The organism is Kocuria aegyptia, from assembly GCF_039530085.1.
GTDB classification, from domain to species: domain Bacteria; phylum Actinomycetota; class Actinomycetes; order Actinomycetales; family Micrococcaceae; genus Kocuria; species Kocuria aegyptia.
Genome location: NZ_BAAAOA010000006.1, coordinates 49,788 through 65,857, shown reverse-complemented (window position 1 = coordinate 65,857; position 16,070 = coordinate 49,788). Strand labels below are relative to the sequence as shown.

Annotated in this window: 25 protein-coding genes; all 25 read right to left on the bottom strand. The window is 68.2% G+C overall.

Annotated elements, in window-relative coordinates; translation table 11 throughout:
* Positions 1-12: 12 nt before the first annotated feature.
* Complete coding sequence (gene rplO / locus ABD220_RS02145) at positions 13-501, bottom strand: 50S ribosomal protein L15 (protein ID WP_344119402.1); 489 nt, start codon at positions 499-501, stop codon at positions 13-15.
* A 2-nt stretch (positions 502-503) separates the two neighbouring features.
* Positions 504-713, bottom strand: a complete 210-nt coding sequence (gene rpmD, locus ABD220_RS02140; protein ID WP_344119400.1) for a 50S ribosomal protein L30 — start codon at positions 711-713, stop codon at positions 504-506.
* Positions 713-1,444 (bottom strand): 30S ribosomal protein S5, encoded by a 732-nt coding sequence (gene rpsE / locus ABD220_RS02135; RefSeq protein ID WP_344119399.1) that lies wholly within the window; start codon positions 1,442-1,444, stop codon positions 713-715. Before rpsE ends, rpmD begins: the two co-directional genes overlap by 1 nt.
* Entirely contained in the window at positions 1,441-1,812 is a 372-nt protein-coding gene (rplR, locus tag ABD220_RS02130) for a 50S ribosomal protein L18 (RefSeq protein ID WP_344119397.1), read from the bottom strand. Before rplR ends, rpsE begins: the two co-directional genes overlap by 4 nt.
* Before the next feature lie 2 nt (positions 1,813-1,814).
* Positions 1,815-2,351, bottom strand: coding sequence for a 50S ribosomal protein L6 (rplF, locus tag ABD220_RS02125; protein ID WP_344119395.1), 537 nt, complete (start codon positions 2,349-2,351; stop codon positions 1,815-1,817).
* Between the two features lie 23 nt (positions 2,352-2,374).
* Complete coding sequence (rpsH, locus tag ABD220_RS02120) at positions 2,375-2,773, bottom strand: 30S ribosomal protein S8 (RefSeq protein WP_344119393.1); 399 nt, start codon at positions 2,771-2,773, stop codon at positions 2,375-2,377.
* Positions 2,774-2,851: 78 nt separating this feature from the next.
* Positions 2,852-3,421 (bottom strand): 50S ribosomal protein L5, encoded by a 570-nt coding sequence (gene rplE, locus ABD220_RS02115; protein WP_017833308.1) that lies wholly within the window; start codon positions 3,419-3,421, stop codon positions 2,852-2,854.
* Entirely contained in the window at positions 3,421-3,765 is a 345-nt protein-coding gene (gene rplX / locus ABD220_RS02110) for a 50S ribosomal protein L24 (RefSeq protein WP_344119391.1), read from the bottom strand. Before rplX ends, rplE begins: the two co-directional genes overlap by 1 nt.
* Before the next feature lie 2 nt (positions 3,766-3,767).
* Positions 3,768-4,136 (bottom strand): 50S ribosomal protein L14, encoded by a 369-nt coding sequence (rplN, locus tag ABD220_RS02105; RefSeq protein WP_017833306.1) that lies wholly within the window; start codon positions 4,134-4,136, stop codon positions 3,768-3,770.
* A gap of 357 nt (positions 4,137-4,493) precedes the next feature.
* Positions 4,494-4,784 (bottom strand): 30S ribosomal protein S17, encoded by a 291-nt coding sequence (gene rpsQ / locus ABD220_RS02100; protein WP_058872533.1) that lies wholly within the window; start codon positions 4,782-4,784, stop codon positions 4,494-4,496.
* Complete coding sequence (gene rpmC / locus ABD220_RS02095; RefSeq protein WP_344119386.1) at positions 4,781-5,056, bottom strand: 50S ribosomal protein L29; 276 nt, start codon at positions 5,054-5,056, stop codon at positions 4,781-4,783. Before rpmC ends, rpsQ begins: the two co-directional genes overlap by 4 nt.
* A gap of 2 nt (positions 5,057-5,058) precedes the next feature.
* The gene (gene rplP / locus ABD220_RS02090; protein WP_058859358.1) at positions 5,059-5,475 is read right to left on the bottom strand and encodes a 50S ribosomal protein L16; all 417 of its coding nucleotides are present in this window, start codon (positions 5,473-5,475) and stop codon (positions 5,059-5,061) included.
* Positions 5,476-6,327 carry a 30S ribosomal protein S3 gene (rpsC, locus tag ABD220_RS02085; protein WP_017833302.1) on the bottom strand — a complete coding sequence of 284 codons (852 nt, stop codon included), beginning with the start codon at positions 6,325-6,327 and terminating at the stop codon, positions 5,476-5,478. It abuts the gene before it with no gap.
* Positions 6,328-6,693, bottom strand: coding sequence for a 50S ribosomal protein L22 (gene rplV, locus ABD220_RS02080; protein WP_017833301.1), 366 nt, complete (start codon positions 6,691-6,693; stop codon positions 6,328-6,330).
* A gap of 53 nt (positions 6,694-6,746) precedes the next feature.
* Entirely contained in the window at positions 6,747-7,028 is a 282-nt protein-coding gene (rpsS, locus tag ABD220_RS02075) for a 30S ribosomal protein S19 (protein WP_058859361.1), read from the bottom strand.
* A 12-nt stretch (positions 7,029-7,040) separates the two neighbouring features.
* Positions 7,041-7,880 (bottom strand): 50S ribosomal protein L2, encoded by an 840-nt coding sequence (gene rplB, locus ABD220_RS02070; protein WP_017833299.1) that lies wholly within the window; start codon positions 7,878-7,880, stop codon positions 7,041-7,043.
* A gap of 30 nt (positions 7,881-7,910) precedes the next feature.
* On the bottom strand, positions 7,911-8,216 hold the full coding sequence (gene rplW / locus ABD220_RS02065) for a 50S ribosomal protein L23 (protein ID WP_188535339.1): 306 nt from the start codon (positions 8,214-8,216) through the stop codon (positions 7,911-7,913).
* On the bottom strand, positions 8,213-8,836 hold the full coding sequence (rplD, locus tag ABD220_RS02060) for a 50S ribosomal protein L4 (RefSeq protein WP_344119382.1): 624 nt from the start codon (positions 8,834-8,836) through the stop codon (positions 8,213-8,215). Before rplD ends, rplW begins: the two co-directional genes overlap by 4 nt.
* Positions 8,837-8,843: 7 nt before the next feature.
* Entirely contained in the window at positions 8,844-9,500 is a 657-nt protein-coding gene (rplC, locus tag ABD220_RS02055; protein WP_017833296.1) for a 50S ribosomal protein L3, read from the bottom strand.
* Positions 9,501-9,516: 16 nt separating this feature from the next.
* Positions 9,517-9,825 (bottom strand): 30S ribosomal protein S10, encoded by a 309-nt coding sequence (gene rpsJ, locus ABD220_RS02050; protein WP_003803825.1) that lies wholly within the window; start codon positions 9,823-9,825, stop codon positions 9,517-9,519.
* Between the two features lie 730 nt (positions 9,826-10,555).
* Positions 10,556-11,746, bottom strand: coding sequence for an elongation factor Tu (gene tuf / locus ABD220_RS02045; RefSeq protein ID WP_344119380.1), 1,191 nt, complete (start codon positions 11,744-11,746; stop codon positions 10,556-10,558).
* A 160-nt stretch (positions 11,747-11,906) separates the two neighbouring features.
* Positions 11,907-14,021, bottom strand: a complete 2,115-nt coding sequence (fusA, locus tag ABD220_RS02040; protein WP_344119378.1) for an elongation factor G — start codon at positions 14,019-14,021, stop codon at positions 11,907-11,909.
* Between the two features lie 69 nt (positions 14,022-14,090).
* Positions 14,091-14,561, bottom strand: a complete 471-nt coding sequence (gene rpsG / locus ABD220_RS02035; protein ID WP_017833292.1) for a 30S ribosomal protein S7 — start codon at positions 14,559-14,561, stop codon at positions 14,091-14,093.
* Positions 14,561-14,935, bottom strand: a complete 375-nt coding sequence (rpsL, locus tag ABD220_RS02030; RefSeq protein ID WP_062734959.1) for a 30S ribosomal protein S12 — start codon at positions 14,933-14,935, stop codon at positions 14,561-14,563. Before rpsL ends, rpsG begins: the two co-directional genes overlap by 1 nt.
* Positions 14,936-15,241: 306 nt before the next feature.
* A complete protein-coding gene (locus ABD220_RS02025) occupies positions 15,242-16,054 on the bottom strand; it encodes an IclR family transcriptional regulator domain-containing protein (RefSeq protein WP_344119375.1) in 813 nt (270 codons plus the stop codon).
* Positions 16,055-16,070 lie beyond the last annotated feature (16 nt).

Here is a 16,070-nt window from a genome sequence, read left to right as displayed (position 1 = left end):
CGCGGCCCGCGCTCACAGCGCGGTGGTGCTGCCGCCGGCGGCGGCGATCTTCTCCGCCGCGGAGCCCGAGAAGGCGTGCGCCCTCACGTCCACCGCGACCGCGATCTCGCCGGAGCCCAGCACCTTGACGGGCTGGTTCTTGCGCACCGCGCCGCGGGCCACGAGCGACTCCACGGTCACTTCGCCGCCCTCCGGGAAGAGCTCGGTGAGCTTGTCCAGGTTGACGACCTGGTACTCCACGCGGAACGGGTTCTTGAACCCGCGCAGCTTGGGCAGGCGCATGTGCAGCGGCAGCTGCCCGCCCGCGAAGCCCGCCTTGACCTGGTACCGGGCGCTGGTGCCCTTGGTGCCGCGGCCGGCGGTCTTGCCCTTGGAGCCCTCACCGCGACCCACGCGGGTCTTGGCGGTCTTCGCGCCCGGGGCCGGACGCAGGTGGTGCACCTTGAGGGCGTGCACCTTCTCGTTGCTCTGAGCGGTGTTCTCAGCAGTGTTCTCTGCCATGGTTACTTGGCCTCCTCGACCTTGACCAGGTGGGCGACGGTGTTGACCATGCCCGCGGTCACGCCGTCGGCCTTGCGGACCACGACGTTGCCCGGCCGCTTGAGGCCGAGGGACCGCAGGGTGTTGCGCATGTTCTGCTTCTGGCCGACCACCGAGCGGACCTGCGTGATGCGCAGCTCCGCGCCGTCGGGCTGGATACGCTTGCCGGACATCAGGCACCTGCCTTCTGGATCGAGCGCAGCAACGGACCGGGGACGACCTCGTCGATCGGCAGCCCACGACGGGCCGCGACGGCCGCCGGCTCCTCGAGCTGGCGGAGCGCCTCGATGGTTGCGTGCACGATGTTGATCTGGTTCGACGAGCCGAGGGACTTCGACAGCACGTCGTGGATGCCGGCGCACTCGAGCACGGCGCGGACCGGGCCACCGGCGATCACACCGGTACCGGGGGTCGCCGGGCGCAGCATGACGACGCCTGCGGCGGCCTCGCCCTGCACGCGGTGCGGGATCGTGCGGTCCTCGATGCGCGGGACGCGGAAGAAATTCTTCTTCGCCTCCTCGACGCCCTTCGAGATCGCCGCCGGGACCTCCTTGGCCTTGCCGTAGCCGACCCCGACCATGCCGTTGCCGTCGCCGACGACGACGAGGGCGGTGAAGCTGAAGCGACGACCGCCCTTGACGACCTTGGAGACGCGGTTGATGGTCACGACGCGCTCGAGGAACTTGTCCTTCTCCTCCTCGCGGCCACCGCGGCCACCGCGGCCGCCGCGCTCACCGCGGCCGCCGCGCTCGCCACGGCCGCCGCGCTCGCCACGGCCGCCGCGGTCGCCGCGGGGGTCCTGGGAGCGGTTGGACTCGGTGGTCTGCTGGGCCCCGGTCGCCTCCGTGGAGGCAGTGCTGGCTTCGGTCACCTGGGTTTCCTTCTCGTTGTTCTGCTCGCTCACAGTGCCAGACCTCCTTCGCGGGCGCCGTCGGCGACAGCCGCCACGCGACCGTGGTACTTGTTGCCGCCGCGGTCGAACACGACGGACTCGACACCGGCTGCCCTGGCGCGCTCGGCCACGAGCTCACCGACGCGCTTGGCCTTCGCGGTCTTGTCCGCGTCGGCGCCGCGCAGGTCGGCCTCCATGGTGGACGCCGAGGCGACGGTGACACCCTGGGTGTCGTCGACGACCTGGACGAACACGTGACGGGCCGAGCGGTTGACGACCAGGCGCGGGCGCGCCGCCGTGCCGGCCAGGTGCTTGCGCACCCGGGCGTGACGGCGGCTGCGCGCGGCGGCCTTGGACTTGCCCTTGATCTTCAGAGCCATGATTACTTACCAGCCTTTCCGGCCTTGCGGCGGATCTGCTCGCCGGCGTACCGCACGCCCTTGCCCTTGTAGGGCTCGGGGGCGCGGAGCTTGCGGATCTTGGCGGCGACCTCGCCGACCTGCTGCTTGTCGATGCCGTTGACCGAGAGCTTGTTGACGCCCTCGACGGCGAACGAGATGCCCTCCGGGGCCTTGAAGGTGATCGGGTGGCTGTAGCCGAGGGCGAACTCGAGGTCCTGGCCCCTGGCCTGCACGCGGTAACCGGTGCCCACGATCTCGATGCCCTTGGAATAGCCCTGGGTGACGCCCTGGATCATGTTGGCGATCAGGGTGCGGGTGAGACCGTGCAGCGAGCGGGACTCGCGCTCGTCGTCGGGTCGGGTGACGGTGAGGGTGCTGTCCTCGAGCGCGACCGAGATCGGGCTGGCAACGGTGTGCTGCAGCTCGCCCTTGGCGCCCTTGACGGAGACGACGTTGCCGTCGATCTTGATCTCCACACCGGCCGGCACAGAGATGGGGAGACGTCCGATACGTGACATGTTCTCTTCCTTTCTGTTCCGGGTTACCAGACGTACGCGAGGACTTCGCCGCCCACGCCCTTCTTCGCGGCCTGCTTGTCGGTCAGCAGCCCGGAGGAGGTGGACAGGATGGCGATGCCCAGGCCGCCCAGGACCTTGGGGAGGTTGGTGGACTTGGCGTAGACCCGCAGGCCCGGCTTGGAGATGCGCCGGACGCCCGCGATGGAGCGCTCCCGGTTGGGGCCGAACTTCAGGGACAGCGTGAGGGTCTTGCCGACCTCGGCCGCCTCCTCGGTGTAGTCCGCGATGTAGCCCTCAGCCTTGAGGATGTCCGCCACGCGAGCCTTGAGCTTCGAGTACGGCATGCTCACGGAGTCGTGGTAGGCGGAGTTGGCGTTGCGCAGACGCGTCAGCATGTCCGCGACAGGATCTGTCATTGTCATTTGGGGGCACGTGCCCTTCCTCGTCCCGGTTTCCGCCGGCGCCCTGCGGCGCACGAGCAGACCTGGAACGTAGCGAGATTAGTTGGTCTTGAAGGGGAAACCGAGCGCCTTCAGCAGCGCGCGGCCCTCGTCGTCGGTCTTCGCGGTGGTGACCACCGTGATGTCCATGCCGCGGACCCGGTCGATGCGGTCCTGGTCGATCTCGTGGAACATGGACTGCTCGGTGAGGCCGAAGGTGTAGTTGCCGTTGCCGTCGAACTGGCGGTCGGACAGACCGCGGAAGTCGCGGATGCGCGGCAGGGCCAGGGTCACCAGGCGGTCGAGGAACTCCCACATGCGGTCGCCGCGCAGCGTGGTGTGCGCGCCGATCGGCATGCCCTCGCGGAGCTTGAACTGCGCGATGGACTTCTTCGCCCGGGTCACGAGCGGCTTCTGGCCCGTGATGGCGGTGAGGTCGCGGACGGCGCCGTCGATGAGCTTGGAGTCCTTCGCGGCGTCGCCGACGCCCATGTTCACGACGACCTTGACGACGCGCGGGATCTCCATGACGTTGCCGTAGCCGAACTGCTCCTGCAGCGCCGGCACGACGGTCTCCTGGTACTTGTCCTTGAAGCGCGGGGACACGCTGATCTCGGTGGTTTCGGTCATCACAGGTCCTTGCCGGTGCTCTTGGAGACGCGGACGCGGACGGTCTTCTGGCGTCCGTCGCGCTCCACGGTCTCGGTGCGGTGGCCGACGCGGGTCGGCTTGTTGGTCTCCGGGTCCACGAGCGCCACGTTGGACACGTGGATCGGGGCCTCGACCTTGTCGATGCCGCCGGCTTCGCCCTGCATGGAGGCCTTGCGGTGGCGGGTCATCACGTTGACGCCCTCCACGACCACGCGGGAGGTCTCGGGGATCACGCGCAGGACCTTGCCCTGCTTGCCCTTGTTGTCCCTGCTGCCGGAGATGACCTGCACCAGGTCGCCGGTCTTGATCTTGAACTTCGCCATGGTCAGAGCACCTCCGGGGCCAGCGAGATGATCTTCATGAACTTCTTGTCGCGCAGCTCACGGCCCACGGGGCCGAAGATGCGGGTACCACGGGGGTCACCGTCGTTCTTCAGGATCACTGCGGCGTTCTCGTCGAACTTGATGTAGGAGCCGTCCGGACGACGGCGCTCCTTCTTGGTGCGGACGATGACGGCCTTGACCACGTCGCCCTTCTTCACGTTGCCGCCGGGGATCGCGTCCTTGACGGTGGCGACGATGATGTCGCCGATGCCTGCGTAGCGACGTCCGGATCCACCGAGAACACGGATGGTGAGGATCTCCTTCGCACCCGTGTTGTCGGCGACCTTCAGTCGCGACTCCTGCTGAATCACTGATTACTCCTGTCGTCACGCCGGTTCCAACACCGATCGAGAGCACGGTGCGGGCCTTGCGGAACAGCTTGTCGGATGATGTGCCCTCCCCCGGCGCGCACGCCGGACCGGGCCCAGCCCTCCATGCCAGGAGCATCTGAACCCGCCACCAGGTGGCACGGGGGCGCCCTGCACGCGGTCATTATGCGCTGGCACGAAGAGCTGTGGGTTTGCACGGGCAGACATATCGGCCCATACAAGCTCACCAGCCTAGCACAGGCGGGGGGCGCCCGTGCGGGGCCGGGAACGGACGACGGCCCGTCCCTTCGGGGAAGGGACGGGCCGTGCGCGGCCGTGGCCGGCTCTAGCGAGCCGGGATCACTTGGCCTTCTCGAGGATCTCCACGATCCGCCACCGCTTGGTGGCGGACAGCGGGCGGGTCTCGGAGATCAGGACCAGGTCGCCGACGCCGGCGGTGTTCTGCTCGTCGTGGGCCTTGACCTTCGAGGACCGGCGCATGACCTTGCCGTACAGCGAGTGCTTGACGTTGTCCTGCAGCTGGACGACGACGGTCTTGTCCATCTTGTCGGAGACCACGTAGCCGCGACGGCTCTTGCGGTCACCGCGCTCGGCGGCCTGCTCGGCCCCGTTGTTGATCTGCTCGGTCACTTGGCGTCCTCCTCGGAGGTGTTCTCGGCGGTGTTCTCGGCGGCGCCCGCCTGGGGCCGGATGCCGAGCTCGCGCTCGCGCAGCACCGTGTAGATGCGCGCGATGTCGCGCTTGACGGCCTTGAGGCGGCCGTTGTTCTCGAGCTGACCGGTTGCGGACTGGAAGCGGAGGTTGAACAGCTCCTCCTTGGCCTTGCGCAGCGCCTCACCCAGAGAGTCCTTGTCGAGGGCCGCGAGGTTCTCGATGCTCAGATCCTTGGATCCAACAGCCATTCTCATTCACCACCTTCGCGACGCACGATGCGTGCCTTCATCGGGAGCTTGTGGATCGCCAGGCGCAGGGCCTCGCGGGCGACCTCTTCGGAGACACCGGAGAGCTCGAACATCACGCGCCCGGGCTTGACGTTGGCGACCCACCATTCGGGGGAGCCCTTACCGGAACCCATGCGGGTCTCGGCGGGCTTCTTGGTCAGGGGGCGGTCCGGGTAGATGTTGATCCAGACCTTGCCGCCACGCTTGATGTGGCGGGTCATGGCGATACGGGCGGCCTCGATCTGACGGTTCGTCACGTAGGCCGGCGTGAGCGCCTGGATGCCCCACTCGCCGAAGGCGACAGTGGTGCCGCCCTTGGCAGCGCCCGACCGCTTCGGGTGGTGCTGCTTGCGGTACTTCACACGACGTGGGATGAGCATTTACTTACCACCCTCTGCGTTGGTCGCTCCCGCGGCCGGAGCCGGGGAGGCGGCGGAGTCGTTGCGCTCACGGCGTCCGCCACGGTCGTTACGGTCGGGACGACGACGGTCGCCGCCGCCGCCGCCGCGGCGCTCACCCGGGCCGCCACGACGATCGCGGTCGCCGCCGCGGCCGCGCGAGGGAGCGGCGGCCTGCTGGGCGGCCAGTTCCTTCGCGGTGAGGTCGCCCTTGTAGATCCAGACCTTCACGCCGATGCGGCCGAAGGTGGTCTTGGCCTCGAAGAACCCGTAGTCGATGTTCGCGCGCAGGGTGTGTAGGGGCACACGGCCTTCGCGGTAGAACTCCGAGCGGCTCATCTCGGCGCCGCCGAGGCGGCCGGCGCACTGGATGCGGATGCCCTTCGCGCCGGCGCGCTGCGCCGACTGGATGGCCTTCTTCATGGCGCGGCGGAAGGCCACGCGGGAGGCGAGCTGCTCGGCGACGCCCTGGGCGACCAGCTGGGCGTCCACCTCGGGGTTCTTGACCTCGAGGATGTTCAGCTGGATCTGCTTGCCGGTGAGCTTCTCGAGCTCGCCGCGGATGCGGTCGGCCTCGGCGCCGCGGCGGCCGATGACGATCCCGGGGCGGGCGGTGTGGATGTCCACGCGCACGCGGTCCCGGGTCCGCTCGATCTCGACCTTGGAGATGCCGGCCCGCTCCATGCCCGTGGACATGAGCTTGCGGATCTTGATGTCCTCACGGACGTAGTCCTTGTAGCGCTGGCCCTCCTTGGTGGAGTCCGCGTACCAGTGCGACACGTGGTCGGTGGTGATGCCCAGCCGGAACCCGTGCGGGTTGATCTTCTGTCCCACTTAGCGGACCTCCTCGCTGTCAGGGCTCGCCACGATCACGGTGATGTGGCTCGTGCGCTTGTTGATGCGGTAGGCGCGGCCCTGGGCCCGCGGCTGGAACCGCTTCATGGTCGGACCCTCGTCGACGAAGGCCTCGCTCACGACGAGCTCCTCCTCCTTGAACGGCAGACCGTCGCGGTCGGCCAGCTGGCGCGCGTTGGCGACCGCCGACTGGAGGACCTTGAACACCGGCTCCGAAGCACCCTGGGGGGCGAACTTCAGAATCGCCAGAGCCTCATTCGCCTGTTGGCCACGAATCAGGTTGACGACGCGCCGGGCCTTCATAGGCGTCACGCGGATGTAGCGCGCAGATGCCTTGGCTTCCATTGCTTTCCTTCTCTCGTCTTCTCGAAGTGCTCACGCTGCGGGATCCCGGAGGATCAGCGGCGCTTGCCCTTCTTGTCGTCCTTCACATGGCCGCGGAAGGTCCGCGTGGGGGCGAACTCGCCGAGCTTGTGCCCGACCATCGACTCGGTGATGAACACGGGGATGTGCTTGCGTCCGTCGTGCACGGCGATCGTGTGCCCGAGCATGTCGGGGACGATCATCGAGCGGCGGGACCACGTCTTGATGACGTTCTTGGTGCCCTTGTCGTTCTCCTTGGCGACCTTCAGATAAAGGTGCTGATCGACGAAAGGGCCCTTCTTCAGGCTGCGTGGCATGTGTCAGGCTCCTTAGCGCTTGTTCTTGCCGGTGCGACGACGGCGGACGATGAGCTTGTCGCTCTCCTTGTTGGGGCGGCGGGTGCGGCCCTCGGGCTTGCCGTTCGGGTTGACCGGGTGACGGCCACCGGAGGTCTTGCCCTCGCCACCACCGTGCGGGTGGTCGACGGGGTTCATGACCACACCGCGGACGGTCGGGCGGACGCCCTTCCAGCGGTTGCGGCCGGCCTTGCCCCAGTTGATGTTCGACTGCTCGGCGTTGCCGACCTCGCCGACCGTCGCGCGGCAGCGCACGTCGACGTTGCGGATCTCGCCGGAGGGCAGCCGGAGCTGGCCGTACTTGCCCTCCTTGGCGACGAGCTGCACCGACGCGCCGGCGGAGCGGGCGAGCTTGGCGCCGCCGCCCGGGCGGAGCTCGACGGCGTGGATCACGGTGCCGACGGGGATGTTGCGCAGCGGCAGGTTGTTGCCGGGCTTGATGTCGGCGCCGGGGCCCGACTCGACGACGTCGCCCTGGGACAGCTTGTTCGGCGCGATGATGTAGCGCTTGGAGCCGTCCACGAAGTGCAGCAGCGCGATGCGCGCCGTGCGGTTGGGGTCGTACTCGATGTGCGCGACCTTGGCGTCGACGCCGTCCTTGTCGTGGCGACGGAAGTCGATGACGCGGTACTGGCGCTTGTGCCCGCCACCCTTGTGCCGGGTGGTGATGCGGCCGGTGTTGTTCCGGCCGCCCTTCTTGGGCAACGGCCGGACCAGCGACTTCTCGGGGGTCGTGCGCGTGATTTCTGCGAAGTCGGCAACGGAGGAGCCGCGACGGCCCGGGGTTGTCGGCTTGTGCTTACGGATAGCCATGTGTCAGTTCCTCGTTAAAGTGGTCTCCGCTCAGGCGAGCGGACCGCCGAAGATGTCGATGGTGCCTTCCTTCAGGGTCACAACGGCACGCTTGGTGCCCTTGCGCTGACCCCAGCCGAAGCGCGTGCGCTTCCGCTTCCCGGCACGGTTGATGGTGTTCACGGACTCGACCTTGACGCCGAAGATCTGCTCCACGGCGTACTTGATCTCGGTCTTGTTCGAGTCGGGCGCCACGAAGAACGTGTAGCGGCCCTCGTCGATGAGCCCGTAGGACTTCTCGGAGACGACCGGCGCGATGATGACGTCCCGGGGGTCCTTGATGGTGGTCGCGCTCACTTGGCGTCCTCCTGCTTCTTCTTGCTGGCGGCCGCCACGAAGGACTCGAACGCGTCCTTGGTGAAGACCACGTCGTCGGAGACCAGCACGTCGTACGTGTTGAGCTGGTCCGCGTAGAGGGTGTGCACGTCGTCGAGGTTGCGCACCGACAGCGCGGCCACGTCGTCCGAGCGGTGCAGGACGACCAGCAGGTTCTTGCGGTCGGTGAGCCCCCGCAGCGTCTCCCGGGCGGCCTTCGTGTTGGGGACGGTGCCCTCGACGACGGCCTCCACGACGTGGATGCGGTTGTTGCGCGCCCGGTCCGAGAGGGCTCCACGCAGGGCGGCGGCCTTCATCTTCTTGGGGGTGCGCTGGCTGTAGTCGCGCGGGGTCGGGCCGTGCACCACGCCGCCACCGGTCATGTGGGGGGCGCGGATCGAGCCCTGGCGCGCGCGGCCGGTGCCCTTCTGCTTGAAGGGCTTGCGGCCGGCGCCGGAGACCTCGGCGCGGTTCTTGGTCTTGTGCGTGCCCTGGCGGGCCGCGGCCAGCTGCGCGACGACGACCTGGTGCAGCAGGGGCACGTTGGTCTGGACGTCGAAGATCTCAGCGGGCAGTTCGACGTTGACGGTCTGAGTTGCCATGGTCTGATCAGGCTCCCTTCACTGCGGTGCGGACGAGGACGACCGAACCCTTGGGGCCCGGCAGGGCACCCTTGATGAGCAGCAGGGAGTTCTCGGCGTCCACGGCGTGAACGGTGAGGTTCTGCGTCGTGTGACGGACGGCGCCCATCCGGCCCGCCATGCGCATGCCCTTGAACACGCGAGCGGGGTAGGACGCGCCGCCGATGGATCCCGGCTTGCGGTGGTTCTTGTGGGCACCGTGGGAGGCGCCGACGCCGGAGAAGCCGTGACGCTTCATCACACCGGCCGTGCCCTTGCCCTTGGTCTTGCCGATCACGTCGACCTTCTGGCCGGCCTCGAAGAGCTCGACGGAGAGCTCCTGGCCGAGCTCGTAGGTGTCGGCGTCGGCCGTGCGCAGCTCCACGACGTGGCGGCGCGGCGTCACGCCGGCCTTCTCGAAGTGGCCGGCCAGCGGCTGGGTGACCTTGCGGGGGTCGATCGCACCGAACCCGATCTGCACGGCGGAGTAGCCGTCACGGTCCTGGTTGCGCAGCTGGGTCACGACGTTGGAGTCCGCCTTGACGACGGTCACCGGCACGAACTTCCCGTTCTCGTCCCAGACCTGGGTCATGCCGAGCTTCGTGCCCAGCAGGCCCTTCACCTGGCGTTCGAAAGTGGTAGTCATTGGGATGCGATCCTCTTTACAGCTTGATTTCGATGTTCACGTCAGCCGGCAGGTCGAGGCGCATGAGCGAGTCGACGGCCTTCGGCGTGGGGTCGATGATGTCGATCAGCCGCTTGTGCGTGCGCATCTCGAAGTGCTCACGGCTGTCCTTGTACTTGTGCGGCGAACGGATGACGCAGTACACGTTCTTCTCCGTGGGCAGCGGCACGGGGCCGACCACCGTGGCGCCTGCGCGCGTCACCGTCTCAACGATCTTCCGGGCCGAGACGTCGATGACCTCGTGGTCATAAGACTTCAGCCGGATGCGGATTTTCTGTCCCGCCATGGCGTCGTGGCTCACTTTCTTGAACGTACTTCCCTGTGACGGAGCCGAGGGCTCCTTGTGCATGGCGCCACCTGGTGGGCGCCCCTCCACGCAGGCTGAATCCGGAGGTATCCGGGTTCCTCACCCTGCTGGAGCTCCGACCCCCGAACTCGGGCGTGTCGCCTCGTGCTGGCACGAGGGCGCACCGGGTCCGGTTCGTGGGGCGGGCTGTCTGTGGTCCGTGCGTGGCAGCTTCCGCGAGCTGCTGGCCCCCGGATCTGCTTCGGAGCCCGATGGTGTCCTGGGGCCTGCCGGTTCGAACCGTTGGGAGCACACGTCGGCGCTTGAACAACGTCGTCCATCCTGCCAGAGATGGCAGGCCGGCGCAAACGCACGGCCCGGGCCGGGCGGACCCGTGCCCCGACCGTGCGGCGACCGTGAGACCGCGCGACCGCAGCGGGGCGACCGGTCGTGTCCTGGCCCGGTCCGCACACCGACGCGCGCAGGACATGGGTCCCGTGCCGTCCACCGCGAGACCGGGCGCGGTCGTTCCGTCCGGGAGCTCGACCGCGCCCGCGAGTGCTGCCAGGAGACGCTGGGCCACTCCCCCGCCGGCCCGCTCGAGCCGGACAGCGTCCTGTGCGTGCACCAGCTCATCGGCTGGGCCCCGCCGTAGCGCCCCGGGACGCGCGGAACCCCCCGCCGCTGCAGGAGCGACGAGGGGTTCTGCGCAGATCGGGCAGTCCGGGGACTAGTTGATGATCTTGGTGACGCGGCCGGAGCCCACGGTGCGGCCACCCTCACGGATGGCGAAGCCGAGGCCCTCCTCCATGGCGATCGGCTGGATCAGCGCGACCGTCATCTCGGTGTTGTCGCCGGGCATGACCATCTCGGTGCCCTCGGGCAGCGTGATGACGCCGGTGACGTCGGTGGTCCGGAAGTAGAACTGCGGACGGTAGTTCGAGTAGAACGGGTTGTGACGCCCGCCCTCCTCCTTGGAGAGGATGTAGACGTTGGCCTCGAAGTCGGTGTGCGGGGTGATGGAACCCGGCTTGCACACGACCTGGCCGCGCTCGACGTCGTCACGCTTGAGACCGCGCAGCAGCAGGCCGCAGTTCTCGCCCGCCATGGCCTCGTCCATCTGCTTGTGGAACATCTCGATGCCGGTGACCGTGGTCTTCTGGACCGGGCGGATGCCGACGATCTCGACCTCGGAGTTGATCGGCAGCGTGCCGCGCTCGGCACGGCCGGTCACCACGGTGCCGCGACCGGTGATGGTGAAGACGTCCTCGATCGGCATGAGGAACGGCTTGTCCATCTCACGGATGGGGTCGGGCACGTTCTCGTCGACGGCCTCCATGAGCTCCTCGACCTTGGAGACCCACTCGGGGTCGCCCTCGAGGGCCTTCAGCGCCGAGACGCGCACGACGGGCGCGTTGTCGCCGTCGAAGCCCTGGTCGGAGAGGAGCTCGCGCACCTCCATCTCGACGAGGTCCAGCAGCTCCTCGTCGTCGACCATGTCGGACTTGTTGAGGGCCACCAGCAGGTAGGGCACGCCCACCTGGCGGGCGAGCAGCACGTGCTCGCGGGTCTGGGCCATGGGGCCGTCCGTGGCGGCGACCACGAGGATGGCGCCGTCCATCTGCGCCGCACCGGTGATCATGTTCTTGACGTAGTCGGCGTGGCCCGGGGCGTCGACGTGCGCGTAGTGGCGCTTCTCCGTCTGGTACTCGATGTGCGCGATGTTGATGGTGATGCCGCGCTGCTTCTCCTCCGGAGCGGAGTCGATGGCGCCGAAGTCGCGCTGCTCGTTGAGGTCCGGGTACTTGTCGGCCAGGACCTTGGAGATGGCAGCGGTGAGCGTCGTCTTGCCGTGGTCGACGTGGCCGATGGTGCCGATGTTGACGTGCGGCTTGGTGCGCTCGAACTTGGCCTTCGCCATGGTTGTTCCTCCTAGAACATTTGTCGAAACTTGCTCAGCACTTTCCCACCGCGTGTTGTCGGGGGGAGCTTGAGGCGCTCAGCAGTACTGAAACCTCTGCAAGTCTACTTTGGCTGTGCGTGTTTGATGAAATTCCCGGCCGAGGCCGAGGGGGTGGTGCCTACTCGCCGCGGTTCTTCTGGACGATCTCCTCGGCGACGGCCTTGGGGACCTCCGAGTAGCTGTCGAACTGCATGGAGTACACGGCGCGGCCCTGGGTCTTGGACCGGAGGTCGCCGATGTAGCCGAACATCTCGGACAGCGGCACGAGCGCCTTGACCAGCTTGACGCCGGTCACGTCCTCCATGGACTGGATCTGGCCGCGGCGGGAGTTCAGGTCGCCGATGACCTCGCCCATGTACTCCTCCGGGGTGCGGACCTCCACGGCCATGAGCGGCTCGAGCAGGACCGGCTGGGCCCGGCGGGCACCTTCCTTGAACACCATGGAGCCGGCGATCTTGAACGCCATCTCGGAGGAGTCGACGTCGTGGTAGGCGCCGTCGAGCAGCGTGGCCTTGACGCCCACGACCGGGTACCCGGCCAGGATGCCGAGACGCATCGCGTCCTGGATGCCGGCGTCCACGGAGGGGATGTACTCGCGCGGGACGCGGCCGCCGGTGACCTTGTTGTCGAACTCGTAGAGCTCCTCGGCGTCCAGCGGGACCGGCTCGAAGGCGACCTGCACCTTGGCGAACTGGCCGGAGCCGCCGGTCTGCTTCTTGTGCGTGTAGTCGACCTTGTCGACGGCCTTCTTGATCGTCTCGCGGTAGGCGACCTGCGGCTTGCCGACGTTGGCCTCGACCTTGAACTCGCGCTTCATGCGGTCCACCAGGATGTCCAGGTGGAGCTCGCCCATGCCGCCGATCTCGGTCTGGCCGGTCTCCTCGTTGAGGGACACGGTGAACGTGGGGTCCTCGGCGGAGAGCTTCTGGATCGCGACCGAGAGCTTCTCCTGGTCGCCCTTGGTCTTCGGCTCGATGGCGACGGAGATCACGGGGGCCGGGAAGGTCATCGACTCGAGCACGATCGGGTTCTGGAGGTCGCACAGGGTGTCGCCCGTGGTGGTGTCCTTGAGTCCGATGGCCGCGTAGATGTGGCCGGCCTGGATCGTGTCGACCGGGTTCTCCTTGTTGGAGTGCATCTGGAACAGCTTGCCGATGCGCTCCTTCTTGCCCTTGGTGGAGTTGAGCACCTGGTCGCCGTTGGAGGCCTTGCCGGAGTACACGCGGATGTAGGTGAGCTGGCCGTAGAACGGGTGGGAGGCCACCTTGAACGCCAGGGCGGAGAACGGCGCGGTGGAGTCCACCGGACGGGTGAGGGTCTCCTCCTCGTTGTTCAGGGCGTGGCCCTCGACGTTCGGGACGTCCAGCGGGGACGGCAGGAAGTCGATGACGGCGTCGAGCATCGGCTGCACGCCGCGGTTCTTGAACGCGGAGCCGCACAGCACGGGGTAGGCCTGGGAGTTGATGGTCAGCTTCCGGATGCCGGCCTTGAGCTCCTCGAGGGTGAGGTCCTCGCCGCCCAGGTACTTCTCCATCAGCTCGTCGTCGGCCTCGGCGACCGACTCCACCAGCTGGTTGCGGTACTCCTCGGCCCGCTCCTGCAGGTCGGCGGGGATCTCCTCGATCTCGTACTTCGCCCCGAGGGAGACGTCGCCCTTGGAGTCGCCAGGCCAGACGAAGGCCTTCATGGTGAGCAGGTCGACCACGCCGGTGAACTCGGACTCGGCGCCGATCGGGAGCTGCATGACCAGCGGCTTGGCACCGAGGCGGTTGATGATGGTGTCGACGGTGAAGTAGAAGTCGGCGCCCAGCTTGTCCATCTTGTTGACGAAGCAGATGCGGGGGACGTCGTACTTGTCGGCCTGGCGCCAGACCGTCTCCGACTGGGGCTCGACACCCTCCTTGCCGTCGAAGACCGCCACGGCGCCGTCGAGCACGCGCAGGGAGCGCTCGACCTCGACCGTGAAGTCCACGTGACCGGGGGTGTCGATGATGTTGATCTGGTTGTCGTGCCAGTAGCAGGTCGTCGCGGCGGACGTGATCGTGATGCCGCGCTCCTGCTCCTGCGCCATCCAGTCCATGGTGGAGGCACCATCGTGGGTCTCGCCGAGCTTGTGGGAGATACCGGTGTAGAACAGGATGCGTTCGGTGGTGGTGGTCTTACCGGCATCGATGTGCGCCATGATGCCGATGTTGCGGACCTTCTTGAGGTCGGTAAGCACGTCAAGTGCCACGGTGTTTCCCTTTCGGAGATGGTGCCGGCGGCCTGTCGGCCCGGGTGGGGCCGACAGGCCTGGAAGATTCTACCAGCGGTAGTGGGCGAAGGCCTTGTTGGACTCCGCCATCTTGTGGGTGTCCTCGCGGCGCTTCACGGCGGCACCGAGACCGTTGGACGCGTCCAGGATCTCGTTCTGCAGACGCTCGGTCATGGTGTTCTCACGGCGGATCTTCGAGTAGCCGACGAGCCAGCGCAGGGACAGCGCCTGGGCGCGGCCCGGCTTGACCTCGACGGGCACCTGGTAGGTGGCGCCGCCGACGCGGCGGGACTTCACCTCGAGGGCCGGCTTGACGTTCTCCAGGGCCTTCTTGAGGGTGGCGACGGGGTCGGCACCGGACTTGGCGCGGACGCCCTCGAGGGCGCCGTAGACGATGCGCTCGGCGGTGGACTTCTTGCCGTCCTGGAGGACCTTGTTGATCAGCTGCGTGACGACCGGGGAGCTGTAGACCGGGTCGACGACGAGCGGGCGCTTGGGAGCGGGACCCTTACGAGGCATTACTTCTTCTCCTTCTTGGCGCCGTAGCGGGAACGGGCCTGCTGGCGGCCCTTGACACCCTGGGTGTCGAGCGCGCCGCGGACGATCTTGTAGCGGACACCGGGGAGGTCCTTCACGCGACCGCCGCGGACGAGCACGATGGAGTGCTCCTGCAGGTTGTGGCCCTCACCGGGGATGTAGGCCGTGACCTCGATCCCGCCGTTGAGCTTCACGCGGGCGACCTTGCGCAGCGCGGAGTTCGGCTTCTTGGGGGTGGTGGTGTAGACGCGGGTGCACACGCCGCGCTTCATGGGGCTGCCCTTGAGTGCGGGCGCCTTGGTCTTGACGACCTTCGGGGTCCGGCCCTTGCGGACCAGCTGCTGGATTGTAGGCACAGTGTCTCCTGATCGGACGGGACGCGTCAGCGGCCCGCTGGGTGTTCGGCTCCCCCGCGACCGGCCGGGAGCGGGTGCGGCGCCTGTTGTGGGCCCGCCGGGCGGGCACCACGGTCGCCGCGCCGAAGGTGGCTGGGCAGACGAAAAGGATGGCATTTCGGTACACACCGCGTACCGGAGGACCGAGTCCGTTCTGCCATGATTTCTCCGGCCTCCAGGGGCGCGGGCGCCGAGGGATGACCGTTCAATTCCTCGACAGCTTATCAGACCCCGGGCGGGGCGGGGAACGGGGCCGGCCCCGCCCGGTCAGCGTCCGGTCGCGGCGAGGTCCGCGGAGATCCGCCGCGCGCACTCGAGCAGGGCCGGCACGACCTCGTCCACCGGGTCCCCCGCGCTCGCACCGGGCATCCCCACCCGCATGGAGACGTTCACGGCCGCGACCACGCGTCCGGAGCCGTCGGTCACGGGGGCGGCGACGGAGCGTAGCCCGACCTCGAGCTCCTGGTCCACGAGGGCCCACCCCTGGGCGCGGACCCGCCGCAGGTCGGCCTCGAGGGCCGCGCGGTCGGTGAGGGTGCGCGGGGTCAGGCGCTCGAGCCGCGCCGTGCGGAAGTACTCGGCGAGCCGCTCCGGGTCCAGCCCGGCGAGCAGCACCCGGCCCATGGACGTGGCGTGGGCGGGGAACCGGGTGCCCACGGCGATCGCCACGGTCATGATCCGGTGCGTGGCGACGCGGGCGACGTAGACGATGTCGGAGCCGTCCAGCACGGAGGCGGACGTGGACTCCTCGACCTGCGCCGAGAGCGCCTCGAGGTGCGGGGCGGCCAGGGCCGGCAGCGGCTGCGAGGACAGGTAGGAGTAGCCGAGCTGGAGGACCGTGGGGGTGAGCTCGAAGAGCCGCCCGTCGGTCCGGACGTAGCCCAGCTCCTCGAGCGTGAGCAGGAACCGGCGCGCGGTGGCCCGGGTCAGCCCGGTGCGCCGGGCCACGTCGCTGAGGGTCATCCGGGGGTGCCGGGCGTCGAAGGCCGTGATGACGCCGAGCCCGCGCGCCAGCGACTGCACGAACTGTCCGGGGGCGCCCCGCTCCCCCGCCGGGGCGGCCGGGTCCTGCTCGGTCATCGGTGGCCTCCTGCGG